Raw genomic sequence first — 14245 nt, forward strand, 5'->3', positions numbered from 1 at the left:
CCGCGGCCGCGGGCCGCGAGCCGCCAGGACGCGGTAGCGCGGCTCACTCGGCCGCCCGCCCCCGCCGGCTGAGCCGCCATTCGGGCGGAAAGTGCTCGTCGTTGTCGCGGACCGCGTTGGTCAGGCCGCGATCGAGCGTCTCGCGGTCGAGTTCGAGCGATGCGCCGTCGGGCCGCAGGAGCCGGCCCGTCGACTCCAGCAGGCCGGCCAGGATGCTGCCCATGTACTCGCCCTGGTGCTGCTTGAAGATCTCGAAGAAGGTCTTCTGGACGAAGACCGTGTCGGTCGGCCGGGAGCGGGCGCAGGCGAGCGCGTACTTCTCCGTCATCGCCTCGAGTTCGTCGAAGGGGACGACGGCGTTGACGAAGTCGCAGTCGTACATCTCCCTGGCGGTGAACGGGCGGCCGGTGAACACCATCTCCATGAACTTGCGGACGCCCATCATCGTGCACCACTGCCACTGCCGCGCCGCGAAGCCGGCGTAGCGGAACGCGGCATGCCCGAACAGGGCGCCCTCGGCCGAGATGACGAGGTCGGCGTCGGCCGCCTGGTAGAAGTGCCAGCCGTAGCAGTAGCCGCGCACCTCGAGGATGCTGATCTTCTTGAAGTCCTGCAGGCTCCGCATCCCGGCGCTCGGGTCGGTGTAGAACTGGACGTTCGAGGCGCCGTAGCGGTAGGAGCCCTTCGGCGGGTACTCGACGTCGGCGTCCTCGGGGACCCTGACGATGTGCTTCATGGAGACGTCGCCCCGGCCGGCCATGATGTCCATCAGCTCCGGAAGATCGGCGCCGCTGCCGAGGTCCGGGCCGTTCGCCCGGATCACCAGGACCTTCACGTCGTCGTCGATGCCGGCCAGCCGGACGAGGTCGGCGTACCGGTGCTGGGCGTCGATCGTCATCGCGTTGAGCTCGTCGGCCCGGTCGAGCGTGATCGTCGCGATCTTGGTCTTCGGATCCTTCTCGTAGCGGACGATCTCCTCCGCCGAGGGCCGGCTGTCCTTGTCCGTCATGCGTGCCTTCTCCTGTCGGTGCCGATGTGCCGGAACGGCGGTGCCTAGCCCGCGGCCGATGCCCCCCGTTCCGGTGACGGCTCCGGGCGCCCGCGGGATGTGATCAGTTCGGCCAGGTCGAAGAGCCGCACCTTTCCCGTCGCCGTTCTCGGGACGTCGTCATGCGCGATGAACACGATGCGGCGGGGGATCTTGAAGCTGGACAGGCGGTCGCGCAGCGCCGTCCTGAGACCGTCCTCGGTCGGGGCGGTGCCCGGCGCCGGGACCACCGCCGCCGCGACGACCTCCCCGGACTCCGGATCGGGCAGCGGGGCGACGAGCGAGAGCGCCACCTGCGGCAGCGCGTTCAGGGCGGCCTCGACCTCCAGCCGGGACACGTTCGCGGAGTTCGTCTTGATCATGTCGCCCGTCCGGCCGGCGAAGAAGGCATAGCCGTCGGCGTCGATCCGCACGAGATCGTTCGTGGGGTAGAAGCCGTCGGGCGTGAACACCTCCCGGCGGTCGACCTTGTAGAGACCGGTCATCAGCGCACCGCCGCGGAGCTGGAGCTCGCCGACCTGGCCCGCCGGCACCTCCGCGCCGGTCTCCGGATCCACCACGCGACGTTCGATGCCGTTGACGGCGCGGCCCGAGGCGCCCGCCTTGCCGTCCGGCATGCGCCGGTCGACCGGCTCGGCGCTGTGGGGCGCGAAGCTCTCCGACATCCCCAGCAGGCTCGCCCGGAGCCGTGGCGGGATGATCCAGCCGTGCTCGTCGCGCGACGGGCCGCCCATGCCGCGGATCCCGTCGGCGTCGATGCCCCGCGCGAGCGCCGCCGCCCGCAGCTTCGCCAGGAGGTGCCAGACGACGACATAGGTGACCTTGTGCCGCTCGACCATGTCGAGCACGTCCTCGATGTCCGGGGAAGGCGGGTAGACCAGCGTCCCGCCGGTGCTCAGCACCTGGAGAGCGGCGGCGATGCCGCCCATCCAGAACGCGGGCAGTAGCGGCATGGTGCGGTCGGCGCCCGTCAGGAGGAAGTACCTGGCGAGCACCGGCGGCTGGCGCGCCACCGCCCACTGCCCGTGCACGACGGCCTTCGGGGCCGCCGTGCTCCCCGAGGTGTAGACGACGAACGCGTCGTCGCCGGGTGACACCTCCCGTTCCACGGCGGCGAGCAGTGCGGCGTCGGGCGCGTCCGGGGCATCGGCCCGGGCCAGGAGATCCTCGACCGGCCGCGCCCACGGCAGGCCGGCGGCGTCGTCGAGCCAGACGGACCGCAGGTGCGGGGCGCCGAGGAGCCGGAGCGCGCCCGCCCCGCCCTCGCCCAGCCCCGGCAGCGCCCTGGTCAGCTCGTCGGCGTAGTCGTGCCGGAGGAAGCGGCGCACCCCGATGAGGATCTGGGCGTCGCTCGTGCGGATGATCTGCGCCAGCTCCGGAGGCGGCGCCAGCGTGCTGATGGGGGTGACGAGCGCACCGATCCGCAGGGCCGCGTAGAAGGCCGTCAGCCAGAGCGCTCCGTCGGGCGCCAGCAGCCCGATCCGCGCGCCCTTGCCCATGCCGCTCGCCAGCAGCGCCCGGGCCATCCTGGCGGATCTCTCGTCGAGCTCACGGTAGGTCAGTGTCGCGTTCGCGAGGATGAGCGCGTCACGCTCGCCCCGTGCCGCGACGATCTCCGCGAACAGCTGGGGAAACGTCGACGCCGGCTCGCTCTCGTCCATCGCTCTCCTCCCGGCCAGGGCGTACTCAGGAGAGGCCGATGATCGGGTTCGTGCCGTCCCAGGTGTCGGCGGCCTTGCGCATGGCGGCGAAGCCCGCCTCCCGCGTGGGGCTCGGCTCGAGCAGCTCGATCATGAACCCGAGCGTGGCCGAGGTGTCGAGCCAGCAGGTCCGGCTGGCGCCGATGCGGCCCTCGAAGGCGAGCGCCGCGCCCGCCCTGACGTAGGCGTCGCGCTCGGCCTCGTAGTCGCGGGCGATCAGCCCGGTGTGGTGGAGCCCGGACCGCCCGCGCGGGACGAGCTCGGAGAAGATCGAGGGTTCGTCGTCGTTCTGGCAGAGCACCTCGATCTGCAGGCCTCCCGCGTAGGCGATGGCGGCCGTGACCGCCGGGAATTCGGCCGGCCGCCCTCGATAACTCCCGTCGGTGCACGGGACGCCGTCGAACCAGAAGAACGGTCCGACACCGGCGGTGCGCACCCAGGAGTCGATGGCGGTACGAAGATCGGGCACCACCCAGCACATCTGCATGAAGTCGCGGTTCGGAAAGGGGGGAAGGAGGGCCATCGCCGCTGTGTCCATCGCGCTAGCCGATCACCGGGAAGCGCTCGTCGCCGAACGGCTCCCACGGCTTCATGGCGGTCGAATCGAAGTTCGGGCACGGCGAGCCGTTCCAGCAGACGTCGGCCGGCTGGGTGACGAGGAGGTAGGCCCAGCGGGGGCGTTCCATCATGTTCGGGCCGGCGCCGTGGACGGTGAGGTGGGTGTGGACCGTGACGTCGCCCAGCTCGTACGTCATCGGCTCGGACACCTCCAGCGCGCGAAGCTCGGGAAAGGCGTCGAGGGCGTCGCCGTCGCCGTACGTCGTGTAGTCGCCGAGGACCCCGGCCCGGTGCGACCCGTTCACGAACGACATCGTCCCCGCCCGCGGGCCGTACGGCTCCAGGGGGAACCAGAAGGTCATGCCACCGGAACGGTCGACGGAGAAGGTGATGAAATCCTGGTGGAAGGCGGTGGGGCCGTTCCCGCCATGCCGGGACTTCTTCGAGGCGGGCAGTTTCGGGACGAAGAAGTCCGAGTAATACCGGACGCCCAGGTCGGCACCATCGGCGGTGGTGCGCCGTTGCAGTCGCTGCGCACTCTTTCCCACATCGTGGATCAGGGACCGCATCACCGGGTGCGAAAGGCCCGAACTGCGCTGGGCGTTGAAGTAGGACAGCCCGGCCTTTCCCTCCGCCACCGCCGCCTCAAGGGCCGGGGACAACGGGTTGCCGTCGGCATCGTCACCCATTTTCTCGCGTGCGACGTCGAGCATGGCGCGCAGCACGTCCGGGTCGACGAATCCTTTGAGTTTCACCCAGCCGAACTCGTGGAGATGGTCGATCTCCTCGACGGTCACCGACCTGCAAGGCCGTGCCCGCACCGCACTCTCGTCCTTCATGTTGTTCACCGTCTCCTCCGGACGCCCGACCTGCCACCGCTTATGGTTCCGTTCGCCGGCGCCTGCTCAGATGAAGATCCCCGGCCCGGTGCGGAACGCGTAGAGACCCAGCACCTCGTCATCGGGCGGCGGGGTGGGAGTCGTGAGTTCGGCCACCATCGGACCGATCCGGGCGGCGATCCGGTCCAATTCGGCGCGGTCGAGCCCGTACACGTCGATCGCCGTATCGCCGATGTTCCGCCGCGTGTACTCCGGATCGATGTCGCAGAAGGTGAACCGCATCGCCTCCCGCGTGTGCGGCCACGTTCCCTCGGCGTGGGGATAGTCGTCGCCCCACATGACGTTGCCCGCGAAACCGTGCTCGATCGCGAACTTCGCCTCCCAGTTGGCCATGAAGCTCGCGCCGATGTAGCAGTTCTGCTTGAAGTACTCGGACGGAGGCCTGGGCAGGGCGGCCCGTACCGCGGAGCCGGCCGACCCGTTGTAGAGCCCGTCCATGTCGGCCATCACGCCGGGAGCCCAGTCCATCCACTGCTCGGTCAGCACCAGCTTCAGAGCGGGGTGGCGGTCGAAGATCCCGCTGAGGACCATCACCCAGACGCCGCGACGGGTCCGCCACGCCGTCTCCATCATGTACATCGCCTGCGCGCCCTGGCCCTGGTACGGGTAGTGCTCGCCGCCGCCGCCGTGCGTGTTGAGCGACAGCCCGGTCTCCGCGCACGCCGCCCACAGCGGCTCCCACACCGGGTCGTTGAGCATGGGGAAGTCGCCACGCGGCGCGGGCAGGTTGATGCCCTTCAGACCGGCCCCGGCCGCCCACTCGACCTCACGGACGCACGCCTCGGGATCCGAGATCGGGATGTGGGCGATGCCGGCATGGCGCGCCGGAGCCATCGAGACGAAGTCCGCCAGCCATCGGTTGTAGACGCGGACCCCGACGGGCTCGAGATGGTTGTACGTCGAGTCGCCCCAGCTGATGAGGCCGGTGGTCGAGAACGGGATCGACTGGCCGTTCAGTCCGCCGTGGTAGATGACGTCCGCGGCGACACCTGAGGTGTCCATGTCGGCGAGCCGGGCCGAATGGTCCTGGAGCCCCGGCATCAGGCTGTGCTCGTAACTCCGCTGCAGGAACCGATGGCCGACCTGGTCGGCGTTGCGGATCCCCGCCCGCTTCCCGAACTGCTCGGCCTGGGATCGCCCGAGCGACCAGCTCTCGTCCTCGCCGGGCTTGGCGGCTTCGGAGGACCGGAAGGAAAGCAGCCCGTGTCCTTCCATCTCCTCCACGAAGCGATCGAAGTCCTCGAGGTACTTGGAGTCGCAGTACTCCCGCAGCTGGTTCTTGACGGACGGTCCCACGTGGCTGTCGGTCGACACCACGGTGTAGCGCTCCTCGGCGGCACGACCACCCGGGGCTTCGTCACGTACCCGCGACATGGCATCCCCTCTCTGCTTCGGGCCACCATAACTCGCCGTGGCACTCAGTGCCACCCACCTTGCGGATACCGATTCCGGCGGCCCCGGCGAGCGGTTCCGCCCGCCGGCTCGTTCTCGACACCCTTCCCTGCACGGCGGCACGATCGGCCCGGCCGCCGGATCAAGCGCGGAAGTCGTTGATCACAGCGACGGCCTCGACCTCGACGAGCTGGTCGTCGTAGCCGAGCGCCGCGACACCGAGGAGTGTGCTGGGTGCATCGTGGGCGCCCATGTGCTCGCGGACGACCTGCCAAGCCTGAACAAGGTCCTCCTGCCGGGACGAGGCGACGTACACGGTGGTCTTCACCACGTCGCTCAGCGTCGCACCGGCGCCGCGCAGGGCCTCCTCGAGGTTGAGCATCACCTGGCGGGCCTGGCCTGAATAGTCACCCACGGCCACGGTGACGCCGTCGCCATCGAGCGGGCACGCCCCAGCCGTCCAGACGGCACGGGCCGAGGCGAGGGGCACGGTCGCCGCGTAGGCGTACTCGACCGCCTGCGCGAGCAGTGGGTTGCGGACGAGGGTTACACGGTCAGTCATTGCTCTCCGTTTCAGATGGGTCTTACTGACCGAACGAGGCAGAAAGCAATCCCGGTTCCCGGGGGGCCACCGTGTTCAGTGTGGTCGGCGTCAGCCGTGTCGGCCGTGGGATCGACGCTGTGCTATCCGCGATCGCGATGCGCTCAGGCCGACGGTCGCGGCGGTCGTGATGCGCCGAGGCCGGCGGTCACGAGCGAGTACCTCGGTGTTCTGGCAGGCGGTCAGAAGCCATCGCCCGTCCTGCTTGGCCATCACGTACAGCGGCCTGCCCTCGTTCCGGCCTTCGACCGGCCGGCCGTCCAGGGTCACCGCCCGCTGGCGGACCTTGACGGCGGCGACGTCGGGACGGTTGAACAGGACGTGGACCACTTCGTAAGTGGCCGTGGATTCTCTCATCGCACCAGGCAGGACTTTGTGCGTGAACGCCGAGATCTCGTCGCGGCCGGTGAGGCGTTTACCCAAGGCCGTCGTCCAGATCGCGTCGGAACGGAACAGCGCGACGAACTCCCCAGGGAGCTCGTTCTGCTGGGTGTGCTGGATCGTGGCGACCACGTGCTCGATCGCGTCGATTTCAGCCTGGCGTGTCCGCTCGTCGATTCTCGTTGTTTCCATGCGGGACACGGTGGCACCTTGAGCTTGGCTGAAGTCGCACCGCAATGTTCTGCCACCATTCGCCGGTGGTGCCGTGCAGTTCCGGGCCGACTGGCGGAACCTTTCGAATGGCACGGCTCCATGGGCGCGGCGAATGGTGGTCGCAGAGCGCCGGAAGAGGACGAGCCGGCGGGGTGTCGTACACGCGAGGTGTCCCGTCGGCGGGACAGCGGTGACCGCCGACCTGTGCCGTCAATGCCGGTACGCGGTGACGCCGATGGGCACTTTGCCGTCCGCCGCCCGGATGGCCGGCTCGGCGCCCTCGGGCCCAGGCCCGCCGTACAGCTCGATCAGCTGCAGCTCGTCTGCCATCCTTCCGGCCACCTCGCCGGCGGTGGCCTCGTCCGGGACCGCCACGAGGGTCGTCCTGCCGCCGTCGGTCTTGTGGTGCACCACCACGTCGGACGATGGATCGGCGCCATCGTGAATGACGATGAACGCCTCTGACAGGACCTCTCCGTCCTCGAAACGCGTCTTGTACGAGGCCACGCCGACGAGCGACTCGAACCCGTAGTAGATGGCCCCCACGGGGATCCTTCCGCCGGCGGCCCGGCCGGCCGCGGCGTGCCACACCGCACCGAACGCACCGCAGAGCTCGATCCGGGTCACCCCTTCATCGATCAGCCGGGATACGAGCTCGACCATCTCCTCCGGCTTGCCGACGGCCCGCACTCGCGTGCGCCCGCTCCCGGTCTCGATCGTCAGGACGTCGGACGTCGGGTCGGCGCCGGTCTCCTCATAAATGACCACGTTGTCTTCGCGCATGCTCAGCAGTCTGCTGTCTCGACCGCACTTGAGGTCAACCGGTTTCGTGGACAGAGGAAGGCGCTCGGGGTGGGGTTGCCTTTTCAGGGACGTGCTGAGGAGGGTCGTCGTTCGTCGGGGGAGGCGATGAGCGGTGCCAGGTCGTGGGGGTCACGCCGCGTTCGCGGAGGGCGACCTTGCGGATCTTGCCGGTCTCGGTGAGGGGGAGTTCCGGCAGGGTCTCGATGTAGCGCGGTACGGCGAACGGGGGAAGCTCGCGTTCGCAGTGGCGGACGAGGTCGTCCGGGTCGAGCGTGTGGCCTGGGCGGACGAGGACGGCGACCATGACCTCGTCCTCGGCCAGGTCGGAGGGGACGGGGAACGCGGCGGCCTCGGCGATGGCCGGGTGCGCGCGGACGGCGGCCTCGACCTCGTGGGAGGAGATGTTCTCGCCGCGCCGCCTGATGACGTCCTTGATCCGGTCGACGAAGCGGTACCAGCCCCCGGGGTCGCGGACGACGCGGTCGCCCGTACGGCGCCAGGAGCCGGACGGTTCGGGCGGGGCGCCGACGTAGCCGGTGGAGAAGGCCAGGGGCCGGTGGCTGCGGACGAGGAGTTCGCCGGGCGTTCCGTCCGGTACGGGGTCGAGGTGCTCGTCGACGACCTGGGCGGAGAAGCCGTCGCGGACCACGCCCATGTGGCCGGGACGGCAGTCGCCGACGCCGGTTCCGATGACCAGGTTCGTCTCCGTGGAGCCGAAGCCGTCGACCAGCGTGACGCCGAAGCGTTCGCGGAAGGGCTCCCAGAGATGAGCGGGAGTGGCGGGGGAGAGCGCGCGCCATGCCCGGTGCGCGCGGTCCTGCGGGCCCGGTGGGCGTGCCATCAGCATGGGCACCATCGCGCCGAGCAGGTAGAGGACGGTGGCGTCGGCCTCGGCCACGCGCGTCCAGTAGCGGGAGGCGGAGAAATGCGGGCCGAGTGTGTAGGCCGCGCCGGCGACCATGGCCTGGGCGAGTGCGTTGAGCGCGTTGGTGTGGAACAGCGGCAGGCAGGTGTAGAGGACGTCGTCGCAGGTGAGGCGGAGCGAGTCGGAGACGTTGAGGCCCCACCATCCGAACTGGGCGTGCGGGCAGAGTACTCCGCGCGAGGGCCCGGTGGTGCCCGATGTGAACAGGACGGCGGCGGTGTCCTGCGGGCGTACGGGAGCCGGGGCGATCGGCTCGGATTCTCGGGGTGAGGGGTGGTCCAGGCCGATGAGCCAGATCGTTCCCCGGTGACCGGCCTCGGCGATGCGTTCGGCGTATTCCGGCTCGGTGACGAGGTAGGGCGGTTCGGCGACGGCCAGCGCGTGGCGGAGGCCTTGGCCGCGCAGGCCGGTGTTCAGGGGGACCGGCACCGCGCCGAGCCAGGCGCAGCCGAGGAGGAGGTCGACGAATTCGAGCCGGTTCGCCGCCATGACGGCGACCCGGTCGCCGCGCCGGACGCCCCGGGCGGCGAGCGCCCCGGCCATGCGCGCGGCGACCTCGGCCGACTTCCCGTATGTACGGGTCACACCGCCCGCGCGCAGGAACGGGCGCTCGCCGAACCGTTCCGCAGCGGCGATGAGCAGGGCCGGGATGGTGGTGGGCCCACTCGTCATCGCAGGATCCCGGCGTCGCGGAGCCGCCGGATCCGTTCCGGGGATAGCCCGGCGACCTCGCTCAGCACGGCGTCGGTGTCGGCGCCGAGCAGGGGTGCGGGGGCGCGGATCCCGCCGGGTGTACGGCTCAGGCGGATCGGTGTCCCCTCGTGCAGGAACGCGCCCGCGACCGGATGCTCCATCCGCACGTAGAAGCCGCGAGCCCGGAGCTGGGGATCGTGTTCGACCAGGTCCTGGCCGTTGAGCACCGCCCCCGCGGCCACTCCGTGATCCTGCAGCCGCTCGGCGGCGGCGTCGGCGGGCATCGTACGGGCCCAGGCGGCGAGCGCCTCGTCGAGTGCCTCGTCCGCCAGGGCGGGACGGCCGATCGCCGAGCGCAGCGCCTGGCGTTCGGCACCGGAACGGACGCTGACCGCCAGCCACCGGTCCGGGCCCAGGCAGCGGTACACACCCTGCGGGCTCCAGTACGGATGGGAGTTGCCGCGCGGTACGGGCGGGACCGGCGCGATCACGCTGGTGCCCATGTGGGCGGTGATCGCCTCCAGTTGGGAGAGGTCGATGTGCTGGCCGCGCCCGGTACGGTCCCGGTGCTCCAGCGCGGCGACGGTCGCGAGCGCGGCCTGGAGGCCCGCGACGATGTCTCCGTGGCCGTAGATCACGCCGACGACGTCGTCGGCCGACCACCCGGTCAGTCCGGTCAGCCCTGAACTCGCGGACACGGTGTCGGCGTACGACACCCACCCGCCGCGCGGTCCGGTGTGGCCCATACCCGACATGCTCACGTAGACGATGCCGGGCTTGATCTCGCGGAGCGCGTCGTAGCCGAGGCCCATCTTCGTCATGACCGTGGAGCTGAAGTTCTCCACGACGACGTCGCTGGCGGCGATGAGCTCGCGCAGGACGGCCAGGCCCTCGTCCGATCGCAGGCCGAGCGCCACGCTGTGCTTGTTGCGGTTGACCTCGTTGAAGTAGCCGTTGGCGTCCGGGCCGCCGTGCGGGCCCCGGGACAGGTGCATGAACGGGGCGAACCGGGTGGGGTCGGGACGCGTCTCCGACTCCACCTTGATCACCTCGGCGCCGTGGTCGGCCAGGACCTTGGTGCAGTACGGCCCGGCCAGCACCCAGGTGAGATCCAGCACGCGTACCCCGGTCAGCGCCGGTGCGCCCTGTCCTCCCGCTCCCGCCTGGCCCGTTCCGGCTCGGCCGGGTTCGCGGGGCATGTCAAGGAGTGCCTGGTCGGCGCCCGGTTCGGCCACGGTGAGGGACGCGACGCGCCGTCCCTCGGGGAAGGCGAACGGGAAGCCGAGATCGGTCCGTTCCCCCTCGGCGGTCCTGGCCTGGACGAAGAAGTCGCGGGCGAGGAGCTGCGGGTTGGCGGCGAGCTCGTCGGGGCGTTCGACGGCGGCCCACGGCAGCTTCCTGCCCTGGGCCGCCTCGGCGAACGCGGCCTTCGGCCACTTGCCGGCGAACGCCTGGACGACCTCGAACACGTGCTCCTGGTGCTTCTTGCGCTCGACGGGATCCTGCCAGCGCGGCTCGTCCAGGTCGGCCTGCGCGTTCTCCTCGCGGAGCCAGGCGAGCAGCGCGTCCCACATGCGGGGGCTGCCGCCCAGCCCGCCGCCCAGATGGCCGTCGGCCGCGCGGAACAGGCCGTGCGGGACCAGCGGGTGCACCCGTCCGGGACGGGACGGCACGCGGTCCTCGTGCAGGTAGGCCAGCGTGCCCGCCTCCAGGCTCGCGGCCACACATTCCTGGGCGGAGACGTCGATGAGCTGGCCGGGGCCGTTCCGCCGCGCCCGCAGGCCCAGCAGGACGGCGATCGCGGCGTTCACGCCCGCCAGTTGCTCGGCCTGGTTCTCCGGGAGCGACAGGGGCGGGCCGCCGGGATCGCCGACCTGGGCGAGCATGCCCCCGAGCGCGGACACGACCAGGTCGGTTCCCTGCCAGGCGCCGCGCGGGCCACCGGACCCGAACGGCGTGACCCGGACGCGCACCAGATGCTCCAGGCCGCCGAGCCCGCCGGCCCCTTCGGCGGTGCCGTCGAGCAGGACGTCGGCGGTCTCCAGCAGGCGCCGCAGCCCTGAGGCGTCGCCGGGCGCGAGGGTGACCGACCGCTTGCCCGCGTGCCAGTGGGCGAACGACCAGCCGTCCAGCTCCCGCCGGGAGGGGTCGCCCTCGGGCGGCTCGGCGAGGATCACCTCGTGGCCGAGCCCGACCAGCAGCCGGCCCGCGAAACGGGTGAACGGGCTGGACAGCTCGACGACCCGTACCGCCGGTGCCTCCATTTTCAGTGCTCCTGATCGAGGAAACCGGTCACGACACTGTAGTAGTCGGCCGGACGCTCCTCCTGCAGGTGGTGGGCGGCCCGGTCCATCACGTGCAGGTTGCCCCTGGGCAGCATGCGGGCCAGCATCAGCGGGTAGTCGGGCGTGAGGAACCCGTCGTACATGCCCCACATGAACAGCGTCGGCGCCTGGACGGACCCGAGCACGCCGGACAGGTCCTGCCAGTCGCCACGGGGGTTGTCGGACGCCGCGGCCAGAGCCATCTCCTCAGGATCCAGGCTCTGCTCGTAGCGCATCGTCACGGTGGCCTCGGGGATCGCGTCCGCGTCGTACCACTCCAGGCGCGCCATCAGCTGGCGCATCTTCTCCCAGGACGGTCCGTCCCCGCCGTAGTAGACGTCGCGGGCCTTGCGCCCCCGGTGACCGTTCTCCGGCAGCGGCGCCAGCGGGCCGTACCAGACCGGCTGGCTCCCGGTGATGACCAGCGACCGGACCCGCTCGGGGTGGCGGGCGGCGAAGTCGAGCGCGATCGTCCCGCCCCAGGAGTTGCAGACGAAGTCGGCGCGATCGATGCCCAGCGTGTCCATCAGCGCCGCCGTCTTGGCCGCGTGGAAGTCCCACATGGGGCCCGTGATGACGGTCTTCTCGGACTTGCCGTACTGCAGGATGTCGACCAGCAGCACCCGGCGGTCCGCGGCGAACAGCGGCGCCACCTGCCCGAAGTCCGACCAGCCGGTGCAGCCGGGCCCGCCGCCGTGCAGGAAGATCGTCGGGCTGCCCTCGCCCATCTCGATGTAGTGGTAGGCGACGCCGTCCGCTTTGGCGTACGCGCCCTCCGGCGCTGGCCGGATCCGCATGAGGTCCATGATCCGATCGTGCCGGGGCGCGGCGGCCGGGCCAAGCGCGGTGGTCCGCTGAGCGGGCCGTCCCGGTAGCCGGTACGCACGCCCGCGCCTAATCTCCGCGAGGGAGCCGCTCAGCTCGGCCCCAAAGGAAAGGGAGGCAGCTCATGACGGTCGCCGACGAGGTCGCCATGCGGGATCTGGCGAACATTCCCGCCCCGCCCGTGTTCCCGACCGTGGCCGCCGAACGGGCCCACCGCAAGCGGCGGGTCGCCGCGGGCTACCGGGTGCTGGCCCGGTTCGGCCTGGACGAGGGGATCGCCGGGCACATCACCGCCCGCGACCCCGAGCGGACCGACCATTTCTGGACGGCGCCGTTCGGCCGCTACTTCGGCCGGATCATGCCCGGGGACCTGCTGCTGGTGAACGACCAGGGCGAGGTCGTGGAGGGGGAGGGCCGGCTCAACCGGGCGGCGTTCGCGATCCATTCCGAGGTGCACCGGGCCCGTCCCGACGTCGTGGGGGCCGTGCACGCGCACGGCCCGTACGGCAAGTCCTTCTCGTCCCTGCACCGGACGCTGGCGCCGCTCACCCAGGACGCCTGCGCCTTCCACGGCTCGCACGCCTTCCACGAGGACTACACCGGCGTGGTGTTCGGTCCCGAGGAGGGCAGGGAGATCGCGGCCTCGCTCGGCGACGGCAAGGCGGTGATCCTCGCCAACCACGGCCATCTCACCGTGGGCCGGACGGTGGACTCGGCGGTCTGGTGGTTCGTGACCATGGAGCGTTCGTTCCAGGCCGAGCTGATGGCGCGGGCGGCCGGGGAACCGGTCGAGCTGGACGAGGAGACCGCGCGGCTGACCGCCGAGCAGGTGGGCGGTGAGGACGTGGGCTGGTTCGCGTTCCAGCCCATCTGGGAGCGCATCGTCTCCGAGCAGCCGGAGCTGGGGGAGTGACGGGCGGGGCGCTCGGCCTGGCCGAGGAACGCGCCCGCGCGCTGGTCGGACGGGCCGAGCACCGCTCGCTCGGCGTGCTGAACGCCGCCGAGGCCGCCGAGTTCGCGCGGGCGGCGGGGGAGACGGCGGCGCATCTGGTCGATCCGGACCATCCCGCCTTCACCGTGCATCCGATGTATCCGGTCAGCCTGCTGCGCGGGGCGCCGGGCGCCGATCCCGGGGAGTTCCGGCCGGACGGCATGTACCGCGATGAGGTCCCCGGTACCGACGGGCTCGACGTGCGGCTCATGGCGGGCGGGCAGGACGTACGCCTGCTGGGGCCGGTCCGCCCCGGCGAGCGGGTGGAGGTGCGTCGCACCCTGGAGTCGGTGGAGCGCAAGGGCAAGGCGCCGGGCTTCCTGCTGCTCACGGTCGCCAAGTCCTACCGTACGGAACGCGGCCCGTTCACCGAGGTCATCGAGAGGTTCATCGTCCGATGAGCGATCCCGCGAGTCTTCCGACGAGCGACCCGGCGAGCCGTCCTTCGAGGCAGCAGATGACGGCGGGCACCCCGGTCCCGGCGGTCGAGCTGCTCCCCGACGCGATCAGGCTGCTGCGCTTCGGGGCGGTCACCCGCAACGCGCACCGCATCCACTACGACACCGCGTTCGCCCGGTCCGAGGGCCTGGACGGGCCGGTCGTCATGGCCCAGCTGCACGGCTGCCTGTTCTACCGGGCGGCGGCGGCGTTCGCGGGCGACGCCGGTGAGGTGCGCTCGGTGGGCTGGCAGAACCGTTCCCCCGCGTACGCCGGTGACCGGCTGGTGGTCTCCGGCGTCGTCGAGTCGGCCGATCCGGCGACCGGGGAGATCACCCTGGCCCTGGAAGAGCACCGCCACCCGACCGGCACCCTCTGCTGCCGAGGCCGAGCCGTGATCGTCCTCTCACGTTGACTCGTGGCGTGTTCGCCCTTTCCAGCCCTGCTGAAAGG

14 protein-coding genes are annotated in these 14245 nt (G+C 71.0%); 3 read left to right on the plus strand and 11 right to left on the minus strand.

Annotated features, from left to right (window positions below):
• Positions 1 to 43 precede the first annotated feature (43 nt).
• The 11 genes from ACH34Q_RS31690 to ACH34Q_RS31740 form a co-directional block, all read right to left on the minus strand.
• Positions 44 to 1009: an enoyl-CoA hydratase/isomerase family protein gene (locus tag ACH34Q_RS31690; protein WP_395986778.1), complete on the minus strand. Its 966-nt coding sequence runs from the start codon at positions 1007 to 1009 to the stop codon at positions 44 to 46.
• Between the two features lie 44 nt (positions 1010 to 1053).
• Positions 1054 to 2709: a class I adenylate-forming enzyme family protein gene (locus ACH34Q_RS31695; protein ID WP_395986779.1), complete on the minus strand. Its 1656-nt coding sequence runs from the start codon at positions 2707 to 2709 to the stop codon at positions 1054 to 1056.
• A gap of 25 nt (positions 2710 to 2734) precedes the next feature.
• Positions 2735 to 3286: a VOC family protein gene (locus ACH34Q_RS31700; RefSeq protein WP_395986780.1), complete on the minus strand. Its 552-nt coding sequence runs from the start codon at positions 3284 to 3286 to the stop codon at positions 2735 to 2737.
• Positions 3287 to 3290: 4 nt separating this feature from the next.
• Complete coding sequence (locus tag ACH34Q_RS31705; protein WP_395986781.1) at positions 3291 to 4145, minus strand: phytanoyl-CoA dioxygenase family protein; 855 nt, start codon at positions 4143 to 4145, stop codon at positions 3291 to 3293.
• Between the two features lie 66 nt (positions 4146 to 4211).
• Positions 4212 to 5579: an amidohydrolase family protein gene (locus ACH34Q_RS31710; protein WP_395986782.1), complete on the minus strand. Its 1368-nt coding sequence runs from the start codon at positions 5577 to 5579 to the stop codon at positions 4212 to 4214.
• A 160-nt stretch (positions 5580 to 5739) separates the two neighbouring features.
• Complete coding sequence (locus ACH34Q_RS31715) at positions 5740 to 6159, minus strand: RidA family protein (protein ID WP_395986783.1); 420 nt, start codon at positions 6157 to 6159, stop codon at positions 5740 to 5742.
• 90 nt (positions 6160 to 6249) lie between these two features.
• On the minus strand, positions 6250 to 6771 hold the full coding sequence (locus tag ACH34Q_RS31720) for an SgcJ/EcaC family oxidoreductase (protein ID WP_395986784.1): 522 nt from the start codon (positions 6769 to 6771) through the stop codon (positions 6250 to 6252).
• A 231-nt stretch (positions 6772 to 7002) separates the two neighbouring features.
• Positions 7003 to 7575, minus strand: coding sequence for a DUF6506 family protein (locus tag ACH34Q_RS31725; RefSeq protein ID WP_395986785.1), 573 nt, complete (start codon positions 7573 to 7575; stop codon positions 7003 to 7005).
• Between the two features lie 34 nt (positions 7576 to 7609).
• Entirely contained in the window at positions 7610 to 9193 is a 1584-nt protein-coding gene (locus ACH34Q_RS31730; RefSeq protein WP_395986786.1) for an AMP-binding protein, read from the minus strand.
• A complete protein-coding gene (locus ACH34Q_RS31735) occupies positions 9190 to 11478 on the minus strand; it encodes a CoA transferase (RefSeq protein ID WP_395986787.1) in 2289 nt (762 codons plus the stop codon). The genes ACH34Q_RS31730 and ACH34Q_RS31735 overlap by 4 nt, the downstream gene beginning before the upstream one ends.
• Before the next feature lie 2 nt (positions 11479 to 11480).
• A complete protein-coding gene (locus ACH34Q_RS31740; RefSeq protein WP_395986788.1) occupies positions 11481 to 12344 on the minus strand; it encodes an alpha/beta fold hydrolase in 864 nt (287 codons plus the stop codon).
• A 143-nt stretch (positions 12345 to 12487) separates the two neighbouring features.
• On the opposite strand from ACH34Q_RS31740, the gene ACH34Q_RS31745 reads away from it, so the two are divergent.
• From ACH34Q_RS31745 to ACH34Q_RS31755, 3 genes are read left to right on the plus strand one after another with little or no spacing between them, the layout of a single operon-like run.
• Positions 12488 to 13276 carry a class II aldolase/adducin family protein gene (locus tag ACH34Q_RS31745; protein WP_395986789.1) on the plus strand — a complete coding sequence of 263 codons (789 nt, stop codon included), beginning with the start codon at positions 12488 to 12490 and terminating at the stop codon, positions 13274 to 13276.
• The gene (locus tag ACH34Q_RS31750) at positions 13273 to 13755 is read left to right on the plus strand and encodes a MaoC family dehydratase N-terminal domain-containing protein (protein ID WP_395986790.1); all 483 of its coding nucleotides are present in this window, start codon (positions 13273 to 13275) and stop codon (positions 13753 to 13755) included. Before ACH34Q_RS31745 ends, ACH34Q_RS31750 begins: the two co-directional genes overlap by 4 nt.
• Positions 13752 to 14207 (plus strand): acyl dehydratase, encoded by a 456-nt coding sequence (locus ACH34Q_RS31755; protein ID WP_395986791.1) that lies wholly within the window; start codon positions 13752 to 13754, stop codon positions 14205 to 14207. Before ACH34Q_RS31750 ends, ACH34Q_RS31755 begins: the two co-directional genes overlap by 4 nt.
• Positions 14208 to 14245 lie beyond the last annotated feature (38 nt).

The sequence above is a fragment of the Actinomadura sp. 9N407 genome, from assembly GCF_044326315.1.
In the GTDB taxonomy this organism is placed as follows: domain Bacteria; phylum Actinomycetota; class Actinomycetes; order Streptosporangiales; family Streptosporangiaceae; genus Spirillospora.

What these genes read in the sequence shown, in the direction of transcription:
- ACH34Q_RS31730 (WP_395986786.1), bottom strand. Translation starts at nt 9,193, where the DNA reads ATGACGAGTGGGCCCACCACCATCCCGGCCCTGCTCATCGCCGCTGCG.
- ACH34Q_RS31715 (WP_395986783.1), bottom strand. Translation starts at nt 6,159, where the DNA reads ATGACTGACCGTGTAACCCTCGTCCGCAACCCACTGCTCGCGCAGGCG.
- ACH34Q_RS31735 (WP_395986787.1), bottom strand. Translation starts at nt 11,478, where the DNA reads ATGGAGGCACCGGCGGTACGGGTCGTCGAGCTGTCCAGCCCGTTCACC.
- ACH34Q_RS31725 (WP_395986785.1), bottom strand. Translation starts at nt 7,575, where the DNA reads ATGCGCGAAGACAACGTGGTCATTTATGAGGAGACCGGCGCCGACCCG.
- ACH34Q_RS31720 (WP_395986784.1), bottom strand. Translation starts at nt 6,771, where the DNA reads ATGGAAACAACGAGAATCGACGAGCGGACACGCCAGGCTGAAATCGAC.
- ACH34Q_RS31745 (WP_395986789.1), top strand. Translation starts at nt 12,488, where the DNA reads ATGACGGTCGCCGACGAGGTCGCCATGCGGGATCTGGCGAACATTCCC.
- ACH34Q_RS31705 (WP_395986781.1), bottom strand. Translation starts at nt 4,145, where the DNA reads ATGAAGGACGAGAGTGCGGTGCGGGCACGGCCTTGCAGGTCGGTGACC.
- ACH34Q_RS31710 (WP_395986782.1), bottom strand. Translation starts at nt 5,579, where the DNA reads ATGTCGCGGGTACGTGACGAAGCCCCGGGTGGTCGTGCCGCCGAGGAG.
- ACH34Q_RS31755 (WP_395986791.1), top strand. Translation starts at nt 13,752, where the DNA reads ATGAGCGATCCCGCGAGTCTTCCGACGAGCGACCCGGCGAGCCGTCCT.
- ACH34Q_RS31695 (WP_395986779.1), bottom strand. Translation starts at nt 2,709, where the DNA reads ATGGACGAGAGCGAGCCGGCGTCGACGTTTCCCCAGCTGTTCGCGGAG.
- ACH34Q_RS31690 (WP_395986778.1), bottom strand. Translation starts at nt 1,009, where the DNA reads ATGACGGACAAGGACAGCCGGCCCTCGGCGGAGGAGATCGTCCGCTAC.
- ACH34Q_RS31700 (WP_395986780.1), bottom strand. Translation starts at nt 3,286, where the DNA reads ATGGACACAGCGGCGATGGCCCTCCTTCCCCCCTTTCCGAACCGCGAC.
- ACH34Q_RS31740 (WP_395986788.1), bottom strand. Translation starts at nt 12,344, where the DNA reads ATGGACCTCATGCGGATCCGGCCAGCGCCGGAGGGCGCGTACGCCAAA.